Source organism: Phaeobacter sp. JH20_29 (genome assembly GCF_048056175.1).
GTDB lineage: Bacteria > Pseudomonadota > Alphaproteobacteria > Rhodobacterales > Rhodobacteraceae > Phaeobacter > Phaeobacter bryozoorum.
The window spans coordinates 118,412-136,688 of record NZ_JAYMWO010000013.1 but is presented as its reverse complement, the minus strand read 5'-3'; the positions used below and the strand labels follow the sequence as shown (position 1 = coordinate 136,688).

16 protein-coding genes are annotated in these 18,277 nt (G+C 60.1%); 4 read left to right on the top strand and 12 right to left on the bottom strand.

Translation table 11 applies throughout. The features are described from left to right. Nucleotides 1-6: 6 nt before the first annotated feature. Both VWZ85_RS10400 and VWZ85_RS10395 read right to left on the bottom strand, forming a co-directional pair. Nucleotides 7-657 (bottom strand): TRAP transporter small permease subunit, encoded by a 651-nt coding sequence (locus tag VWZ85_RS10400; RefSeq protein WP_340545352.1) that lies wholly within the window; start codon nucleotides 655-657, stop codon nucleotides 7-9. Nucleotides 658-743: 86 nt separating this feature from the next. Next, nucleotides 744-1,760, bottom strand: a complete 1,017-nt coding sequence (locus VWZ85_RS10395; RefSeq protein WP_340545351.1) for a C4-dicarboxylate TRAP transporter substrate-binding protein — start codon at nucleotides 1,758-1,760, stop codon at nucleotides 744-746. Between the two features lie 603 nt (nucleotides 1,761-2,363). On the opposite strand from VWZ85_RS10395, the gene acs reads away from it, so the two are divergent. The 3 genes from acs to VWZ85_RS10380 all read left to right on the top strand — a co-directional run bounded on the left by acs (nucleotide 2,364) and on the right by VWZ85_RS10380 (nucleotide 5,710). Continuing rightward, on the top strand, nucleotides 2,364-4,325 hold the full coding sequence (gene acs, locus VWZ85_RS10390) for an acetate--CoA ligase (RefSeq protein ID WP_416588164.1): 1,962 nt from the start codon (nucleotides 2,364-2,366) through the stop codon (nucleotides 4,323-4,325). Nucleotides 4,326-4,333: 8 nt separating this feature from the next. Further along, entirely contained in the window at nucleotides 4,334-5,017 is a 684-nt protein-coding gene (locus VWZ85_RS10385) for an adenylate kinase (protein WP_416536148.1), read from the top strand. Nucleotides 5,018-5,209: 192 nt separating this feature from the next. After that, entirely contained in the window at nucleotides 5,210-5,710 is a 501-nt protein-coding gene (locus tag VWZ85_RS10380; protein ID WP_340545348.1) for a flavin reductase family protein, read from the top strand. 48 nt (nucleotides 5,711-5,758) lie between these two features. Here the strand turns inward: VWZ85_RS10380 and VWZ85_RS10375 are convergent, their stop codons facing one another. The 8 genes from VWZ85_RS10375 to VWZ85_RS10340 form a co-directional block, all read right to left on the bottom strand. Continuing rightward, nucleotides 5,759-7,012: a 4Fe-4S dicluster domain-containing protein gene (locus tag VWZ85_RS10375; RefSeq protein ID WP_416588162.1), complete on the bottom strand. Its 1,254-nt coding sequence runs from the start codon at nucleotides 7,010-7,012 to the stop codon at nucleotides 5,759-5,761. 289 nt (nucleotides 7,013-7,301) lie between these two features. Beyond that, nucleotides 7,302-7,520: a DUF6500 family protein gene (locus tag VWZ85_RS10370; RefSeq protein WP_416542393.1), complete on the bottom strand. Its 219-nt coding sequence runs from the start codon at nucleotides 7,518-7,520 to the stop codon at nucleotides 7,302-7,304. 137 nt (nucleotides 7,521-7,657) lie between these two features. Beyond that, entirely contained in the window at nucleotides 7,658-8,644 is a 987-nt protein-coding gene (locus tag VWZ85_RS10365) for an ABC transporter substrate-binding protein (RefSeq protein ID WP_416536154.1), read from the bottom strand. Between the two features lie 117 nt (nucleotides 8,645-8,761). Further along, nucleotides 8,762-9,607 (bottom strand): ABC transporter permease, encoded by an 846-nt coding sequence (locus VWZ85_RS10360; protein WP_416588159.1) that lies wholly within the window; start codon nucleotides 9,605-9,607, stop codon nucleotides 8,762-8,764. 85 nt (nucleotides 9,608-9,692) lie between these two features. Next, nucleotides 9,693-10,610 carry an ABC transporter permease gene (locus tag VWZ85_RS10355; RefSeq protein WP_340545343.1) on the bottom strand — a complete coding sequence of 306 codons (918 nt, stop codon included), beginning with the start codon at nucleotides 10,608-10,610 and terminating at the stop codon, nucleotides 9,693-9,695. A gap of 105 nt (nucleotides 10,611-10,715) precedes the next feature. Continuing rightward, on the bottom strand, nucleotides 10,716-11,555 hold the full coding sequence (locus tag VWZ85_RS10350; protein ID WP_416553047.1) for an ABC transporter ATP-binding protein: 840 nt from the start codon (nucleotides 11,553-11,555) through the stop codon (nucleotides 10,716-10,718). A gap of 60 nt (nucleotides 11,556-11,615) precedes the next feature. After that, entirely contained in the window at nucleotides 11,616-13,070 is a 1,455-nt protein-coding gene (gene hydA / locus VWZ85_RS10345) for a dihydropyrimidinase (protein WP_416588156.1), read from the bottom strand. Nucleotides 13,071-13,266: 196 nt separating this feature from the next. Further along, a complete protein-coding gene (locus VWZ85_RS10340) occupies nucleotides 13,267-14,517 on the bottom strand; it encodes a Zn-dependent hydrolase (protein WP_340545340.1) in 1,251 nt (416 codons plus the stop codon). 240 nt (nucleotides 14,518-14,757) lie between these two features. Between VWZ85_RS10340 and VWZ85_RS10335 the strand changes: the two genes are divergently transcribed. Then, nucleotides 14,758-15,384 carry a TetR family transcriptional regulator C-terminal domain-containing protein gene (locus VWZ85_RS10335; protein ID WP_416588829.1) on the top strand — a complete coding sequence of 209 codons (627 nt, stop codon included), beginning with the start codon at nucleotides 14,758-14,760 and terminating at the stop codon, nucleotides 15,382-15,384. A gap of 118 nt (nucleotides 15,385-15,502) precedes the next feature. On the opposite strand, the gene preA is transcribed toward VWZ85_RS10335, so the two are convergent. Both preA and VWZ85_RS10325 read right to left on the bottom strand, forming a co-directional pair. After that, nucleotides 15,503-16,807 carry an NAD-dependent dihydropyrimidine dehydrogenase subunit PreA gene (preA, locus tag VWZ85_RS10330; RefSeq protein ID WP_340545339.1) on the bottom strand — a complete coding sequence of 435 codons (1,305 nt, stop codon included), beginning with the start codon at nucleotides 16,805-16,807 and terminating at the stop codon, nucleotides 15,503-15,505. Nucleotides 16,808-16,860: 53 nt separating this feature from the next. After that, entirely contained in the window at nucleotides 16,861-18,195 is a 1,335-nt protein-coding gene (locus tag VWZ85_RS10325) for an NAD(P)-dependent oxidoreductase (RefSeq protein ID WP_416542396.1), read from the bottom strand. Between the last annotated feature and the right edge of the window lie 82 nt (nucleotides 18,196-18,277).

Genomic DNA, 18,277 nt, shown 5'->3' with positions numbered 1-18,277 from the left:
GCCCCTTTAGTCGCGGTCACTGGCGGTGGTCGACACCCCGCCCAGATGTTCAGCCTCGGCCGCTGCCTGCTCTGCGGCGCTCTGCACCAGCGGAACCGCAGCCGGGCTGTCCAGCCCCAGAACCAGCGCGCGGCCATAGCCCCAGACCTGCAGCAACAGGCGCAGGCACAGCACGCCAAATGCGACCGGCGCCAGCAGCTTGGCCGGCCAGATCGGCAGACCGATATCGATGGAGCTGTCGCGGCTCCACAGGGGGGCGGCAAAATCGAAGGAGCGCTGGAAATGCGACCAGCTGCCCCAGAGCAGCGCCAACATCAGGGCCAGGATCAATAACACCGAGAACAGCTCAAACAGCCAGAGTGCACGCCCCCGCAGCGACGAGATCACCAGATCCATGCGAATATGGCTGCCGTCGCGCTGAACAAAGGAAATGCCCATAAAGGCGATCAGCGGCATCACCTGTTCGATCCAGTCCACATAGCCAGGTAGCGGCGCGTTGAAACCATTGCGCCCGCCAACCGAGACCACCGCAAGTACCATCAGCGAAAACACCGCAAGACCACTGACCAGGGCCAATCCGCGTTCCAGCCGCAGCAGACGCCTGTCCAAACTGCTGATCAGGCTGTCATCTACCAGCACCGCCGCACTGCCTGCCATCGTCTGCCCCCGTCATATCTACTTTGCAATCACGTAAGAAAGGGCCGGCGCAGCTTTGCCCGGCCCTTTCATCACTTGGATGAAAATCAGCTTCCCGAACGCAGGTCGCTCAGGGTTTTCTGCACCAGGTCATAAAGCTCCTGCGCAGGCAGTCCCTGCGCGCTCATGTCGGCGATCCACTGCTCGCGGATCGGATCGGCGGCAACCTTGCGGAATTCAGCCAGCTGATCCTCGGAGATCGTGACCTTCTCGACGCCTTTTTCGGCCAGAACACTGTCCCATTTCTCAAGCAGCACGCCATAGTTCGCAAGGTAATGGGCAATTGCCTCATCCACCGAGCTGTCCAGGGCTTCACGCTCGGCATCGCTCAGCGCGTCGTAGGCATCGGTGTTCACGACCACCGGGCAGTTCACGGTGCCGGGGTTGAGGTTTTCGGTCCACCAGTCGGCCTTGTTGATGGTGCCAAAGCTGAGATGCGCGTGCTGGGCAAAGGCAACGGTATCGACAACGCCGGATTCCATCGCGTTATAGGCTTCTGTTGCAGTCACGGATGTCGGCACCGCGCCCACGGCAGAAAATGCCTGACCGATGCCGCCGGTGGCCCGCACCCGCATATCCTTGAACTCACCCAGCTCATCGCGCGCTTCGCCGGTGCCGACGATATTGTACTGCGGCATGGGTGAAGTCATCAGCAGCTTGGCGTTCCAGCGCGCCAGATCCTTTTGTACGGCCGGATGTGCATAGACCGCATGGCTGACAGCGACTTCCTCTTCCAGCGTATTCACGCCAAGGAACGGCAGTTCCAGCACTGTGATCGACGGGTTCTTGTCGCGGTGGTAGCCCGCGCAGAACTGCGCCATCTCGAAGGCACCGATGGAAATCCCGTCAAGATTTTCCTTGTTCTTCGACAAGCCACCATAGCTGATGTTCATGGTGAATTCGCCGCCGGTTTTCTCGGACACGAGCTCAGCCAGCTTTTCGACATGTTCGGTAAAGGCGCGGCGTTTGCCCCAGACAGAAACGTTCCATTCGGTGGCCGCAGCGCTGCCTGCAATGGACAGGCCGACAAGCGCCGCAGTTGCGGCGGTCAAATTGGTCTTCATGAGTACCTCCCAGTTTGTGCCCTTGTCCCTCTTGCGCCCCCCCCTGCACCTTGGCGTCGCCGGGTGCCGGGCTTGCTGTGATCCTGCGATCACAGCCCTCAGGTCCGCAGAGTTGCGAGCATCTGGCACCACGCTAGCGCTAAGCCAGGGCGCTGCCAACCCCACAAGGCGCTGGTGCGCCATGGGCACAAAACCTGCCTGACAACTTGGCAGCGGTCCGCAGACGCGCCCGGCCCCATGGACCGACAGGCACCCGAGGGCGTCGCACCCTGGCACAGTTTGCCGCAGGCGATGGTGCCAGTCGGTGCCCGTTGATAGCGCCAGCATTGGGCAGGCCGCTGATTTGCCAGCACGGGCGCTCCGGTCGATATTTACACCTAACATCATGATAAACAAAATATTAATTTGCCAACGCCATAATAAGTTTACTACCTCAGACCAACCTCGGAAATAGATTTACAGGTAAATCCTTATTCCTCGGACACTTATTTCCTTATTTTCAAGCTTGGGTATTATCGCTGTGGAGGACGGAAAAGGTTTGACACATCTCGCTGTGCGCTGTGGTGTGCCATTCCGAGAACAGACTGGAGGGAGGGACACAAGATGACCCAGGAGAGCGACAGCAAAGCCTATGCGCCGTCGGAGGAGACGGTTGCACGCGCCCATGTCAACGCTGCACAATACGACGAGATGTACGCCGCTTCGATGCGGGATCCCGAGGGGTTCTGGGGCGAACAGGGCAAGCGGATCGACTGGATCAAGCCCTTCAGCCAGGTGAAGGATGTGGATTTCACACTCGGCAATGTCTCGATCAACTGGTACGCGGATGGCACATTGAACGTCTCCGCCAACTGTATTGATCGCCACCTGGACACCCGAGGCGATCAGACCGCGATCATCTGGGAACCGGATGATCCGCAAGAGCCTGCCCAGCATATCTCTTACAAACAGCTGCATACCCGTACCTGCCGGATGGCAAACATCCTAGAGACCATGGGCGTGCGCAAGGGCGACCGGGTGGTGATCTACCTGCCAATGATCCCCGAAGCGGCCTATGCCATGCTGGCCTGCGCCCGCATTGGCGCCATTCATTCCATCGTCTTTGCAGGCTTCTCCCCCGATGCGCTGGCGGCCCGGATCAACGGCTGCGACGCCAAGGTGATCATCACCGCCGACGAGGCGCCGCGCGGCGGCCGCAAGACCCCGCTGAAATCAAACGCCGACGCAGCCCTCTTGCACACAAAAGACACAGTGAAATGTCTCGTGGTGAAGCGCACCGGCGGTCAGACCACCTGGGTCGACGGGCGCGACTACGACTACAACGAAATGGCACTGGAAGCAGATGATTACTGCAAACCGGCCGAGATGAATGCCGAGGATCCGCTGTTCATCCTCTACACATCCGGCTCAACCGGCCAGCCCAAGGGCGTGGTGCATACCACCGGCGGCTATCTGACCTATGCCGCGATGACCCACGAAATCACCTTCGATTACCACGACGGCGACATCTACTGGTGCACCGCGGATGTGGGCTGGGTCACCGGCCACAGCTATATCGTCTATGGCCCGCTGGCCAATGGCGCCACCACGCTGATGTTTGAGGGCGTGCCGACCTACCCGGATGCCTCGCGCTTCTGGCAGGTCTGCGACAAGCACAAGGTGACGCAGTTCTACACCGCACCCACCGCCCTGCGCGCCCTGATGGGTCAGGGCAATGAATGGGTCCAGAAATGCGATCTTTCCTCGCTGCGCACCCTCGGCACCGTCGGCGAGCCGATCAATCCGGAAGCCTGGACCTGGTACAATGATGTGGTCGGCAAGGGGAAATGCCCCATTGTCGACACTTGGTGGCAGACTGAAACCGGCGGCCATCTGATGACCCCCCTGCCCGGCGCCCATGCGACCAAACCGGGTGCTGCGATGAAACCCTTCTTTGGTGTGGCCCCCGTTGTTCTGGACCCGCAGTCCGGCGAGGAAATCGACGGCAACGGCGTCGAGGGCGTGCTCTGCATCAAGGACAGCTGGCCCGGCCAGATGCGCACCGTCTGGGGTGATCATGAGCGGTTCGAGAAAACCTATTTCTCCGACTACAAGGGGTACTACTTCACCGGCGACGGCTGCCGCCGCGACGGGGACGGCGACTACTGGATCACCGGTCGGGTCGATGACGTGATCAATGTCTCCGGCCACCGCATGGGCACCGCTGAGGTCGAAAGCGCGCTGGTGGCCCACGCCGCCGTGGCCGAGGCCGCCGTGGTTGGCTACCCGCATGAGATCAAGGGCCAGGGCATCTATTGCTATGTCACCCTGATGAACGACCGCGAGCCCTCGGATGAGTTGATGAAGGAGCTGCGCACCTGGGTGCGGACCGAGATCGGGCCGATTGCCAGCCCGGATGTGATCCAATGGGCGCCGGGTCTGCCAAAGACACGGTCGGGCAAGATCATGCGGCGTATCCTGCGCAAGATCGCCGAGAACGATTTCGGCTCGCTTGGTGACACTTCGACCCTCGCCGACCCCTCCGTGGTCGACGACCTCATTGCAAACCGGGCCGACAAAGGATGATTGCTGACATGGAGACTGATGTTCTCACCCGCCCTGCGGTTCTGATCCTGCTTGGACCGCCCGGCGCTGGCAAAGGCACCCAGGCGCGTAAACTGGAACAGAGTTTTGGCCTTGTCCAGCTATCCACCGGCGATCTGCTGCGGGCTGCCGTCGCTGCGGGCACTCCGGCGGGCCTCGCGGCAAAAGCCGTAATGGAGGCAGGCGAGCTGGTCAGCGACGAGATCGTGATCAACATCCTGCGTGACCGGCTGGCGGAACCGGATTGTGCAAAGGGCGTCATCCTGGATGGCTTCCCCCGCACGACGGTCCAGGCGGAGGCACTGGACAAGCTGCTGGCGGAAACCGGTCAGCGGATCAACGCCGCTGTCAGCCTGGAGGTGGACGATGCCGCAATGGTGGCGCGGGTTGCCGGACGGTATACCTGCGCAGGCTGTGGCGAAGGTTATCACGACCAGTATAAACAGCCACGCGTCGAGGGCACCTGTGACGCCTGTGGTGGCACCGAGATGACGCGTCGGGCGGACGACAATGCCGAAACCGTAGGCAGCCGTCTGGCCGCCTATCATGCCCAGACCGCGCCGCTCATCAGCTATTACGACGACAAAGATGTGTTGAACCGAATCGATGCAATGGGCGAGATCAACCAGATCGCGAACTCGCTGAGCAAAGTTGTGCGTGCTGCAACCGCTTGACGAAGGTCAGCGCGACGACGTTCAATCAAAGCGTGTTGTCGAAAAACATTAATTACCAGACAGGTCCGCAGAAATGTGGGCCTGTTTTCAATCCTCTCTGGCTTTTGAGGGGATGCGTGCCACATTGGTAGCTGGTGGACATGGGCTGGTTCCCATGGCACCCAGCACAGAACTGAACCAAAGGCGCGCGAGATGTCCGAAACCAGCTTTATCCCCGGTCCCGACAGCCTGCGGGCCTACCGAGACGCCCTAGGGTGTTTCGGCACTGGCGTGACCGTGGTAACCACCCGCACGGACCGTGGGCCGCTGGCAATCACAGCCAACAGCTTCACCTCGGTCTCGATGGATCCGCCACTGCTGCTCTGGTGTCCCGCCCGCGCGTCCAAACGCCACGATCCCTTTGTTGCTGCCACCCATTTTTCGATTCATGTCATGGCCGAGGATCAATTGGACATGGCGATGCATTTTGCCCGCAACGGCGAAGATTTTTCCTGTATTCCAGCGCGAGACAATGACGAGGGAATACCCGTTCTGCCTGATGTCATTGCCCGATTTGATTGCCGCACCCATGCCTGCCACGACGGCGGCGATCATAGTATTCTTGTCGGCGCGGTGCTGCGAACCACCAGCCGCCCGGGCAAGGGTCTGATCTTCAAACGCGGCCAATACGGCGGGTTTATGGAGCAGAGCTAACTTCGGATCTCCAGATCTGTCGCCCCCCTGCACAGCCACGCCAAGGTCCTAGGACAGCGGATCTTCGCGCCGTTTTGCCATAAGTCCCGTCAAACGCGCCCAGTCAGGCCAATGCGCGCCCAGATCATTCAGCCGCAGCAGCGACGAACCCGTGCCAGCCCCCCGGTCTGTCCTCTCCCGGACAGTATGCCCGGACCAGTCAGCGCCGCCACCGCCCATCCAATCATCGGGATCGTCATGATCATCATCGATCTCGGTCTTGCCCGATGCCGCTGCGTCAGTCGCCCGAGCAGCGCCCGGCGTATCGATGGTCGGCCCGGAACCGCAACTGGCCGTCTGCGGCGCCGTCTCCACCATTGCGGTTTCGGCCCCGCCGGACAGCCCATCCGACCAGAAGAAATCCGGCTGGGTCAGCGATACCGGCAGCCGGTCCCGCTTCAGCTCCAGCCGTGGCACCAATCTGATCGCATTCTGGCGGCACACTGATACGCATAGCCCGCATTGCATGCAGTCCGCCTCTATGAAGTCCAGCCCGCCTCCGTTCTCCGCTCCGATTAGCGCATTGGTGGGGCACATCCAGGTGCAGGCCTGACAGAGGGTGCAATCCCCAGTCAGCTCGATCCCGCCATAAGGGGCGTCCTGCGGCAACGCGATGACATCAGTGTCTTGCGACAGGGTCACACTGGCAAAGAGCTGCAGCGCCTCGCGCCGACGGCGCGGCTTGGCGTTGCTCTCGGTGTCGACACACCGGTGCTCCATCACCGGCAGCTGCGCAATACCTTCCGCCAGCAGCTGCTCCAGATGCGCCGCCGAATGGAACAGGACCACCCGCCCCTCAAGCCCCAGACAAGCGGCCAGCTCCATCTCCCGCAGTTGCGCCAGACGCGCGTTCTCTTCAATTGCGGATTCCAGCAGCACCCAGTCAAACCCGTCGGAAATCGCGTGTAACAGATCCGCGTGACCAGCGCGTTCCAGACCGCTGGTGGCCGCGGCTGTGACATCCATACCCGCAACCGGGGGATGGTTCTTCAACCAGGATAGCTGCTCCACTGCGCGGGCATCATACATCACCAGCACCTGATCGGAGCGCGGCGCCGACGCTCCCAACCGCGAATGCTGCTGACGCCGCCGCACCGCCGCCTCACAGAGATCTGCCAGCGGCCAGCGCACCTGGCTTTCGGGGTTATACCGTCGATAGGAGGCACCGGGATGCGACACCCGGACCGCAGTCCGCAGATCAGCCATTTCGCGCACATTGGGTTGAGAGCGCAGGCAGAGTTGCACATTTTCCCAGACAGTCATGGCCTCTCCCTTCAGATTGAGAACCAAACCACAGCCGAAAATCCCCATCGTTTGATGAGATGAGGCTAACATGGAATTTCGACCTGTAACGTGTAATCGAAAATAAGACTCAACTTTTAACTGTCATTTATTCTGAAAGATCCGCCCTATCCGATCGGCGGTCACGCCGTTTCTGTCGGCGTCAACAGCTGCTGAAGGGACAGGGAAATGGGCCACCTGCCCACAGACCGGGCGCAACTGGTGCAGAACCAGCCGCCGCACCGGCTGCAGCGCAACAACGACGGCAGGGTCACAGACCTGTCTCCACCATCTGGCGAATCTTTACAGCCTTTTCAAAATGGTCCAGCTCATGATGCTTGATCCACCATTCTGCCGCCTCCATCAGCGCCTCGGGATCGTCATTCCGATTGGCAAAAAACGCATAGAAGGAAAGGCCAACGCCATCCCCCTTTTTCGCGATCTTGTCGTTGCAGACGGCGATGATCTTTGCCCTCAAACTGTCTCTCATAAGATGCTTCCGCCCCCACCGCTGGCCTGCCGAGACAGGCGAGGATCACAGCGCCCAATAGCGCGCCTGTGCGCAATACAATAGAAAAGCCCCCGCCCGCAGAACAGCGGACAGGAGCCAGATCACTGCACTAAAGCTCAGTTCAGCGCGGCATCGGTGATGACATGGGTCCAGGCGCCTTCCGGCTCCTTGGTGATCACCGGGCTTGAGCCGCCATCAAGCAGCGTCTTCACCGTGCGCTGGTAATCAGCCTCGCTCAATGCGCCGTTGCTGCCAGCTGTCAGCTTGGCGACTTCCGACATCATCCGCTTCTGATGCTCTTCGGTCTGCGCGCCCGAGGCATCATTGTCCAGGACGATCTCTGCTGCGGCGTCCGGGTTCTCCTCAGCCCATTTCCAGCCCTTCATGGAGGCCCGGACAAAACGCTGCATCTTGTCGACAAAAGCCGGATCAGAAAGCTTGTCTTCGAGAACGTAAAGACCATCCTCAAGCGTTGCTACGCCCTGATCCTCATATTTGAAGGTAATCAACTCATCCGGCGACACGCCGGCATCAATCACCTGCCAATACTCATTGTAGGTCATGGTCGAAATGCAGTCGGCCTGACGCTGCAGCAGCGGATCGACATTGAAGCCCTGTTTCAGAACCTCGACGCCCTTCTCACCCTTGCCCTCGGTGGAAATCCCGAGCTGGCTCATCCAGCTCATGAAGGGGAATTCATTGCCAAAGAACCAGACCCCCAGCGTACGATTTGCCAGATCTTCAGGCGCTGCGATGCCAGTGTCCTTCCAACATGTCAGCATCATGCCCGAGCTTTTGTAGGGTTGCGCGATATTGACCAGTGGCAAGCCCTTTTCACGCGCCGCAAGCGCGGCCGGCATCCACTCGACCGTGACATCCGCACCGCCGCCTGCAATCACCTGCGTCGGCGCAATATCGGGACCGCCGGGCAGAATGGTCACATCGAGATTCTCGGCCTCGTAGAACCCCTGATCCAGCGCGACATAATAGCCCGCGAACTGGGCCTGCGTGACCCATTTCAGTTGCAGCTTCACCTCATCGGCAGCCTGCGCAACCGATGCCGTTCCCAGCGCCAATGCGGCGGCGGTCAGCAGTGTTTTCATCTGTCTTCTCCCTGTTGTTATGTCTGTTGTTCTTTGCGAACTCTGCGCGAATTTCCCTGTGTCTCCAAAGGTTTTTTCCAGTTTTTACGGGGCCGGGCAACGACGGCCCGCCCCCGCCTATCCCCGTTGCGACGGGTGCCAGAAAGTAAGCGTTTTCTCAACCAAAGCCATCATGCCGTAGAATGCCGACCCCGCCAATGCAGCCACCAGGATTTCGGCCCAGACCATGTCCAGCGCCAGCTGTCCGACCGAGGTCGAGATCCGAAATCCCATCCCCACCGTCGGTGAACCAAAGAACTCCGCCACAATGGCCCCCACCAGGGCCAGCGTTGTCGAAATCTTCAGACCATTGAAGATGAAGGGCAGCGCCGCAGGCAGGCGCAGTTTGAAGAACCCCTGCCAGTAGCTCGCCGCATAAGTCTGCATGAGATCGCGTTGCATGGCCGAGGTTTCCCGCAGCCCGGCCACGGTGTTCACCAGAACCGGGAAAAACACCATCACCACCACAACGGCCGCTTTTGACTGCCAGTCAAAGCCGAACCACATCACCAGAATCGGTGCGGTGCCGACAATCGGCAGCGCGGCCACAAAATTGCCAACCGGGAGCAATCCCCGCCGGAGGAAGTCACTGCGGTCCACCGCAATGGCCATCAAAAGCGCCGCGACGCAGCCGATGATATACCCAGACAGCGCCCCTTTGAGAATGGTCTGCTGAAAATCCTGCCAGAGAATGGGCAGGCTGGTCGCAAACCGCTCCGCAATGACCGAAGGCGCAGGCAGGATCACCAGCGAAACCGCAAGCCCCCGCACCAGAAGCTCCCAGACGACAAGAAGCGTCACGCCAAAAATTGCCGGGACAAGCAGCTTCACAACACGGGTATGGGCGCGTGGACCATTGGCCAGACTGCTGTTCAGCCACCAGCCTCCACACCAGACCAGCAGCGCAATCGCAACCATCGTCATGATCTGATCCCCTTGTTCTTCTGGCCGAAAATATCCCGGGTGAGCCGCGCAGCGGCGAGGGCAGAGCCCTTGGCCCAAACATCAATCATACGGTCACCCCCATCCGTTTCAGCACCAGCCGTTCGATCAGTCCCAAGAATGCAACCAACGCGGCGGCCAAGATCGCAGCCGCAAAGAGCGCCGACCAGATCTGTACGGTCTGCCCATAGTAGCTCCCCGCCAGAAGCCGCGCGCCTAGGCCCGCAACGGCGCCCGTTGGTAACTCCCCGACGATGGCCCCGACCAGCGATGCGGCAATGCCGATCTTGAGGGAGGCAAAAAGATAGGGAATCGAGGCAGGCAACCGCAGCTTCCAGAACCCCTGCCCGACACTCGCATTGTAGGTCTTCAGCAGGTCAAGCTGCATCTGGTCCGGGCTACGCAAGCCTTTCACCATCCCCACAACAACCGGGAAAAAACTCAGATAGGCCGAGATCACCGCCTTTGGCAGGATTCCCTGTACCCCGATGGAATAAAGAACCACGATGATCATCGGTGCCAGTGCAATAATCGGGATGGTTTGGCTGACGATGGCCCATGGCATCACCGACATATCCATCACCCGGCTGTGTACGATTCCAACCGCCAGAAGAATGCCCAACCCGGTGCCGATCACAAAGCCGAGAAGCGTCGCCGACAGCGTCACCTGACCGTGATAAATCAGACTGCGCTTTGAGGTGATCCTCTTCTCAACCGTGGTCTCCCAAAGCTCCACCGCCACCTGATGAGGAGCCGGCAGTCGGGGCCGGTCCTGCGACCAGACCTGTGTCACCACAGCGGGGTTGCCAAAAACCAGCCCAAACGCCGCCATATCTCGCCGCTCACGCGCGGTGGCCGGTGTCACCTCGGCACCCGCGCGTTCAGCAGCGTCCAGAACTCCCTTGATGTTCATCGGCACACAGGCCGCGTACCAGATCGCGGTTATCGCAGCGAGAACACTTAATATAGCAAGTGCGGTTTTCATGATCCTGCCCCTCCGGACCCAGCGCTCCGCGACCCCCTGTTTCTTCCACGAAAATGTCCCGGAAAATTGGAATCTTCCGGTGCCCTGCCCCGCAAACAGACCACATCAGTCATCGGCATGCCCCGCTCGCAGACCGTCACGAACACGATGCGCAATCTCGATGAACTCCGGGCTGTCGCGAATATCCAGCGGTCGGTCCTTTGGCAGCGGGCTGTCAATCACGTCATGGATCCGTCCGGGTCGCGGCGACATGACCACAATCTTGGTCGACAGATAGACCGCCTCCGGGATCGAGTGGGTGACAAAGCCGATGGTCTTGTTGGTGCGCGCCCAAAGCTTCAAGAGCTGCTCATTCAGGTGGTCGCGCACAATCTCGTCCAGCGCCCCAAAGGGTTCATCCATCAGGAGGATATCCGCATCAAAGGCGAGCGCCCGCGCGATCGAGGCCCGCTGCTGCATACCGCCCGACAGCTGCCAGGGGTATTTGCCGCCAAACCCGGTGAGTTCCACGAGGTCCAGAACCCGTTCGACCCGCTTGTCCTGCTCCGCCCTTGAGTAGCCCATGATCTCCAGCGGCAGCTTGATGTTCTTGGCGATGGTTCGCCACGGATAGAGCCCGGCCGCCTGGAACACATAGCCATAGGCCCGCTTGCGCCGCGCTTCATCGGGGGTCATGCCATTGACGCTGAGACTGCCACCGGTGGGCTGTTCCAGCGCCGCGATGCAGCGCAGGAAAGTTGTCTTGCCGCAGCCGGACGGCCCGATAAAAGAGACAAAGTCGCCGCGATTGATCTCCAGGCTGACATTCTTCAGCGCGTGCACCGGCCCGTCATTGGTCTGAAACGTCAGATCGAGCGCCTTCGCCTCTATGACAGGGCCAAGCGGGGTGATGTCGGAAGCGGCGGCCTGGGAGTTGAGCGCCTGGGTGGTCGTTTCCATGTTCATTTCTTCGCCTTGATTACACACAGGAAAACGGGCCGCCATAGCTGGCAGCCCGTCCCTGGATTACACACCTGTTGCCGGAATTCCCGACCGCTCCACCGGGCGCGGCGCCGTCAGCTCCTTCCAGGTCGACAGCGCCTTGTTCACAGTGGCATTGGCCTCGCGGGCGACGAACTTGCCATGGCCCTCCTGACAGCGGATCTCGCCGTCATGCACCGCCACATGGCCGCGGGTCAGGGTAAAGCGCGGCAATCCCTTCACCTCATGTCCCTCGAACACGTTATAGTCGATCGCCGACTGCTGGCTGGCCGCGGAAATCGTCTTGGTCTTGGCCGGATCCCAAACCACCAGATCGGCATCGGCGCCAACCAGAACAGCACCCTTTTTCGGATAGCAATTCAGGATCTTGGCAATGTTCGTGGAAGTCACGGCGACAAACTCATTCGGGGTCAAACGTCCGGTTTCCACGCCATGGGTCCACAGCATCGGCATCCGGTCTTCCAGACCGCCGGTGCCGTTCGGAATCTTGGTGAAATCGCCAACGCCATAGCGTTTCTGCTCGGTGGTAAAGGCACAGTGGTCCGTCGCCACCACTGACAAGGAGCCCGACTGCAAGCCGTTCCAGAGCGAGTCCTGATGCTGCTTGTTGCGGAACGGCGGCGACATCACCCGGCGTGCGGCGTGGTCCCAGTCCGTGTTGAAATACTCGCTCTCATCCAGCGTCAGATGCTGGATGAGCGGCTCGCCCCAGACGCGCTTGCCCTGCATGCGGGCGCGGCGAATGGCCTCGTGGCTGTCCTCGCAGGAGGTATGCACGACGTACAGCGGCACACCTGTCATGTCGGCAATCATGATGGCGCGGTTGGTGGCCTCGCCCTCCACCTGCGGCGGGCGGGAATAGGCGTGTGCTTCGGGGCCGGTGTTGCCTTCTGCCAACAGCTTGGCCGACAGCTCCGCCACCACATCGCCGTTTTCAGCATGCACCATGGCTATGCCGCCAAGCTCAGCCAGCCGCTGGAAGGAGGCATAGAGTTCGTCATCATTCACCATCAGCGCGCCCTTATAAGCCATGAAGTGCTTGAACGTGTTGATGCCGCGCTCCTGGATCACGGTCTTGATATCGTCAAAAACCTGCTCGCCCCACCAGGTCACCGCCATGTGGAAAGAGTAGTCGCAGTTGGCGCGGGTCGATTTATTGTCCCAGCGTTTCAGCGCGTCCAGCAGGCTCTCGCCTGGATTCGGCAGCGCAAAATCCACCACCATGGTGGTGCCCCCCGCCAGCCCGGCCCGGGTGCCGCTTTCAAAATCATCCGAGGAATATGTCCCCATAAAGGGCATTTCGAGATGCGTATGCGGGTCAATCCCCCCCGGCATCACATAACAGCCGGTGGCGTCCAGCTCCTCGTCGCCTTTCAGGTTCGGGCCAATCTCGGTGATCACCCCGTTCTCGATCAGCACATCCGCTTTATAGGTCAGATCGGCCGTCACGACGGTGCCGTTCTTGATGACTCTACTCATGGTAACAACTCCCTGGATTGGGGCGTGTTTCTACGCCTCCGCGTGTTCTTTAAGAACAGGTGCCCTGTTCCTCTGGTTGTTCTTCTGGCCGGAAATATCCCGGGGGAGCGGCCCGGCGGGCCGCGGGGGCAGCGCCCCCTTCACTGCACGCCGCAGATTGCCGCAACCCACACCCCAAACCTTTCCGGGGCGCATCTCACGAGACGATCTCTGCAGTTTCCAGCACCGCATGTAGCATGACATCGGTTCCGGCGGCCGCCCAGTCCTTGGAAATATCCTCGGCTTCATTGTGGCTCAGACCGTCCACACAGGGGCACATGATCATCGCCGTCGGCGCCAGATCATTGATCCAACAGGCATCATGTCCTGCACCTGACACGATATCCATATGGCTATAACCGAGCCGCTCGGCCGCCGAGCGCACCGCGCTGACGCAGCCCTCATCGAAGGTGACAGGATCAAAATGACCGACCGGTTCAATCTCCAGCCCAAGGCCCAGCTCGTCGGCGATCTCCTTCGCCTTTACCTCGTATTTCGACCGCATCGACGTCAGCTTTTCAAGATCGGGCGACCGGAAATCGACGGTGAAGACCACCTTTCCGGGGATCACATTGCGCGAGTTCGGGTAGACGTCACAATGTCCGACTGCCCCGACCGCATGGGGCTGATGCGCCATGGCAATCTGATGCGCCGCCTCCGTCATGCGCGCCATGCCAAGGCCTGCATTGACACGCATGTTCATCGGGGTCGATCCGGTATGGGCGTCCTTGCCCGTGACCGTACATTGCAGCCACCACAGGCCCTGGCCATGGGTCACCACGCCGATATCCTTGTTTTCCGCCTCAAGGATCGGCCCCTGTTCGATGTGCAATTCGAACATCGCGTGCATCTTGCGCGCGCCAACCTCTTCATCGCCCACCCAGCCAATGCGTTTCAGCTCGTCACCAAAGGTCTTTCCCTCGGAATCTTCCCGCGCATAGGCCCAGTCCTGCGTATGCTTGCCTGCAAAAACACCGGAGGCCAGCATCGCCGGAGCGAACCTCGTGCCTTCCTCATTGGTCCAATTGGTTACCACGATCGGATGTTTGGTCTTGATGCCTAGATCATTGAGTGTGCGGATGACTTCGAGCCCGCCCAGCACCCCAAGGACGCCGTCATATTTACCGCCAGTGGGCTGCGTATCCAGATGTGATCCCATATAGACCGGCAGCGCATCGGGGTCGGTTCCTTCGCGACGGGCGAACATATTGCCCATCGTGTCCAGCCCCATAGTGCAACCTGCCGCTTCGCACCATGTCTGAAACAGTGCGCGCCCCTCGGCATCTTCATCGGTGAGCGTCTGGCGGTTGTTGCCGCCCGCGACGCCGGGTCCGATTTTTGCCATCTCCATCAGACTGTCCCACAGCCTGTCACCATTGATCTTCAGATTCTGTCCAAGCGACGTCATCTCAGCTTCCTTCCCTGTTGCCCTGCTTTTTTGCAGGGTCCCGCGGCTTTGCGCCTTGTCGGTGGCTTTGAAACGCTGGTCATGATTTGACCAACTGGTCAAACTCAGGCTATCACGGGTGGACATTCAGTCAAGAAATTGCGTCTAACAAGACAAGAAAACTCCGGCGCGCAGAGCCGGTTGAGCGAAATTCAGGCGCGCAGCGGTGTTGCGGCCACCAGCGAGAGCCCAAACAGCCCCATGCCCAAGGATCGCAACCCCACCCGCATTCAGAAAAAGAATCGCGCCACCATTCTGGAGGCCGCATTGGAAGTATTCTCCAACAGCGGATTCCGCGGCGCCACTGTCGACCAGATTGCCCGTGCCGCCGGGTTAAGCAAGCCCAATCTTCTCTACTATTTCCCCTCGAAGGAGGCGATTTTCACGGAACTGCTGTCGGGGCTGCTTGACACCTGGCTGGATCCGCTGCGCGCCATCGACGCCGCGGGTGACCCGCTGGAGGAACTGCTGTCCTATGTACAGCGCAAGTTGCAGATGAGTCGGGATTACCCGCGCGAAAGCCGCCTGTTTGCAAATGAAATTGTCCAGGGCGCCCCACGAATGCTGGAAACCCTGTCCAAGGATCTAAAACCGCTGCTGGAAGAAAAAGCGGATCTGATCGAAGGCTGGATGACAAACGGCAAGCTGAACCCGACCCATCCGAAGCATCTTCTGTTTTCGATCTGGTCGCTGACCCAGCATTATGCGGATTTCGATGTGCAGGTCCGCACATTGATGGGGGATGAGGATCCGTTTGATGCGGCACCAGAGCATCTCGACCGGATGTTCCGCCGGATGCTGACACCTCCCGGTTCCGGCAGGTCCTGATCCTAGCCGCCCCCCCCGTTCAACAGTGTGATGCGATCAATAGCAAACGGCGCGCCGATCAGGACGCGCCGTTTCCAATTATGTCAGTCGGGCAGCGTGTTAGGCCGCCAGCCCCCCCCTATTCGGCCGCCGTCACCGACGGATTGTTGGGATGGGTTGTCCAATTTGCATATTCATCGGACACCACTTTGCCCGTGCGTTCGTCGATCTGACCGGCGGGCACCTCCTCCATGGTGATGCAGCCTTCGACCGGGCAGACATTCACGCAAAGATTACAGGCGACGCATTCGTCATCCTTGACGGTAAAGACGCGGTCCTCGCTCATCGCGATGGCCTGATGCGAGGTGTCTTCGCAGGCGGCAAAGCAGCGACCACATTTGATGCAATCATCCTGATTGATCTTGGCCTTAGCGACGTAGTTCAGATCCAGATACTGCCAGTCGGTGACATTGGGCACGGCTTTACCAACAAAATCATCTAGACGGTTGTAGCCTTTGTCATCCATCCACTGGTTCAGGCCCGAGATCATCTCCTTCACCACGTTGAAACCATAGGTCATGGCAGCGGTGCAGACCTGCACGTTGCCTGCACCCATGGTCATGAACTCAGCCGCATCGCGCCAGGTGGTGACGCCGCCAATGGCCGAGATCGGCAGGCCATGAGTCTGCGGGCATCGGGCGATTTCGGCCACCATATTCAGCGCAATCGGCTTCACTGCCGGGCCGCAATAGCCGCCATGTGTGCCCTTGTCGCCGATGGTTGGCTCAGGCGCCATGGCATCAAGATCCACCGATACGATCGAATTGATCGTATTGATCAGGCTGACCGCGTCGGCACCGCCCGCTTTGGCCGCCCGCGCTGGGTGGCGAATGTCGGTAATATTCGGTGTCAGCTTCACAATCACCGGCTTGGAGTAGTATTTCTTACACCACTCCGTGACCATCTGGATGTATTCCGGTACCTGCCCCACGGCAGAGCCCATACCACGTTCGGCCATCCCATGCGGGCAGCCAAAGTTCAGCTCGATCCCGTCAGCACCGGTGGCTTCGACACGCGGCAGGATATCCTTCCAGGCCTGCTCCTCGCAGGGCACCATCAACGAAACGATGATGGCGCGATCTGGATAGTCCTTTTTCACGCGGGTGATTTCTTCCAGATTCACCTCAAGCGGGCGGTCGGTGATCAGCTCGATATTGTTGAGCCCCAGAAGGCGGCGGTCCGCCCCCCAGATCGCGCCATAGCGCGGACCGTTCACATTGACCACCGGCGGGCCTTCGGAGCCGAGGGTCTTCCAGACCACCCCACCCCAGCCGGCCTCAAAGGCGCGGCGCACGTTGTATTCTTTATCCGTCGGCGGCGCAGAGGCGAGCCAGAACGGGTTCGGAGATTTGATCCCCAGAAAATCTGCTGTCAGATCAGCCATTTGTCTGTTCCTTACACTGGCAACACAGGGCCGGGTCCGGCCCTGCTGCTGGCTTAGCCCATCAGGCTGGCGTGAATATCCATGGCCGCATCGCGACCTTCGGCGACGGCCGTCACTGTCAGATCCTCGCCGCCAGAGGCACAATCACCCCCGGCCCAGACCCCCGCGACCGATGTCCGGCCCTGCGCGTCCACCTTGATCTTGCGCCCATCAAGCGCCAGCGCGTCCGGCTGGCCCTCAAGCGTCTGCCCGATCGCCTTGTAGATCTGGTCAGCTGCGATCCGCACCGTCTCGCCGGTGCCGGTCAGCTGACCGCCTTCGCTGGTGGTATACTCCAGCTCGATTTCCGCACAGGCGCCATTCCCGTGCACAGCCACCGGCTGAACGTTGAACATCAGCTTTACACCCTTGGTGGCCGCAAGGTCCTGCTCGAACCGGCTCGCCCCCATGGCGTCACGGCCGCGGCGGTAGGCGATGGTGACATTCTCGGAACCAAGAAGCTTCGACTGCACAGCCGCGTCAACCGCAGTCATGCCGCCGCCGATCACCACGACATTGCGACCGACCGGCAGGTTTGCCAGATCATCGGCCTGACGCAGCTCGGCGATGAAATCGACTGCATCACGCACACCGTCCTTGTCCTCGCCCGCCGCCCGCAGGGCGTTCACACCGGCAAGACCGATGGACAGAAACACTGCGTCATATTCGGCCTTCAGAGCATCGAGGCTCAGATCGCCACCAAGCTTCTTGCCGTATTCCATGGCAATTCCACCGATCTGCAGAAGCCAATCGACTTCTTTCGCCGCAAAATCATTGGTGGATTTATACGCGGCGATCCCGAATTCATTCAGGCCGCCCGCCTTGGACCTGGCGTCATAAACGACAACGTCATGGCCCAACATCGCAAGACGGTGCGCCGCAGAGAGACCCGCCGGACCGGCACCAACCACGGCCACTTTCTTGCCGGTTGTTTCGGCGCGGCTGAAAGGGTGCACGCCCTTTTCCATCAGCGTGTCGGTTGCATAGCGTTGCAGACGGCCAATCTCGACCGGCTTGCCTTCGGCCGCTTCACGAACGCAGGCCTGCTCGCAGAGGGTTTCGGTCGGGCAGACCCGCGCGCACATCCCGCCAAGGATGTTCTGTTCGAGAATAGTCTTCGCCGCCGTTTCCGGGTGGCCGGTCTGGATCTCGCGGATAAACTGCGGAATGTCGATGGAGGTTGGGCAAGCCGTAATACACGGCGCATCATAGCAGAAATAGCAGCGATCCGCTGCCACCGCCGCCTCATGCGCCTCATATTGCGGATGCAGATCTCCAAAGTTGTCGGCAATTTCTGAGGCGGACAAACGCCCTGCCTGAACGCCGGATGCCTGATGGCTGGTCGCCATTGGGTGTCTCCCTGGATTTGTTTATTATGCAAACCAGAGTGCCACAGTTTGATTTTTTATCAACTGGTAAAATTTTTGAAAT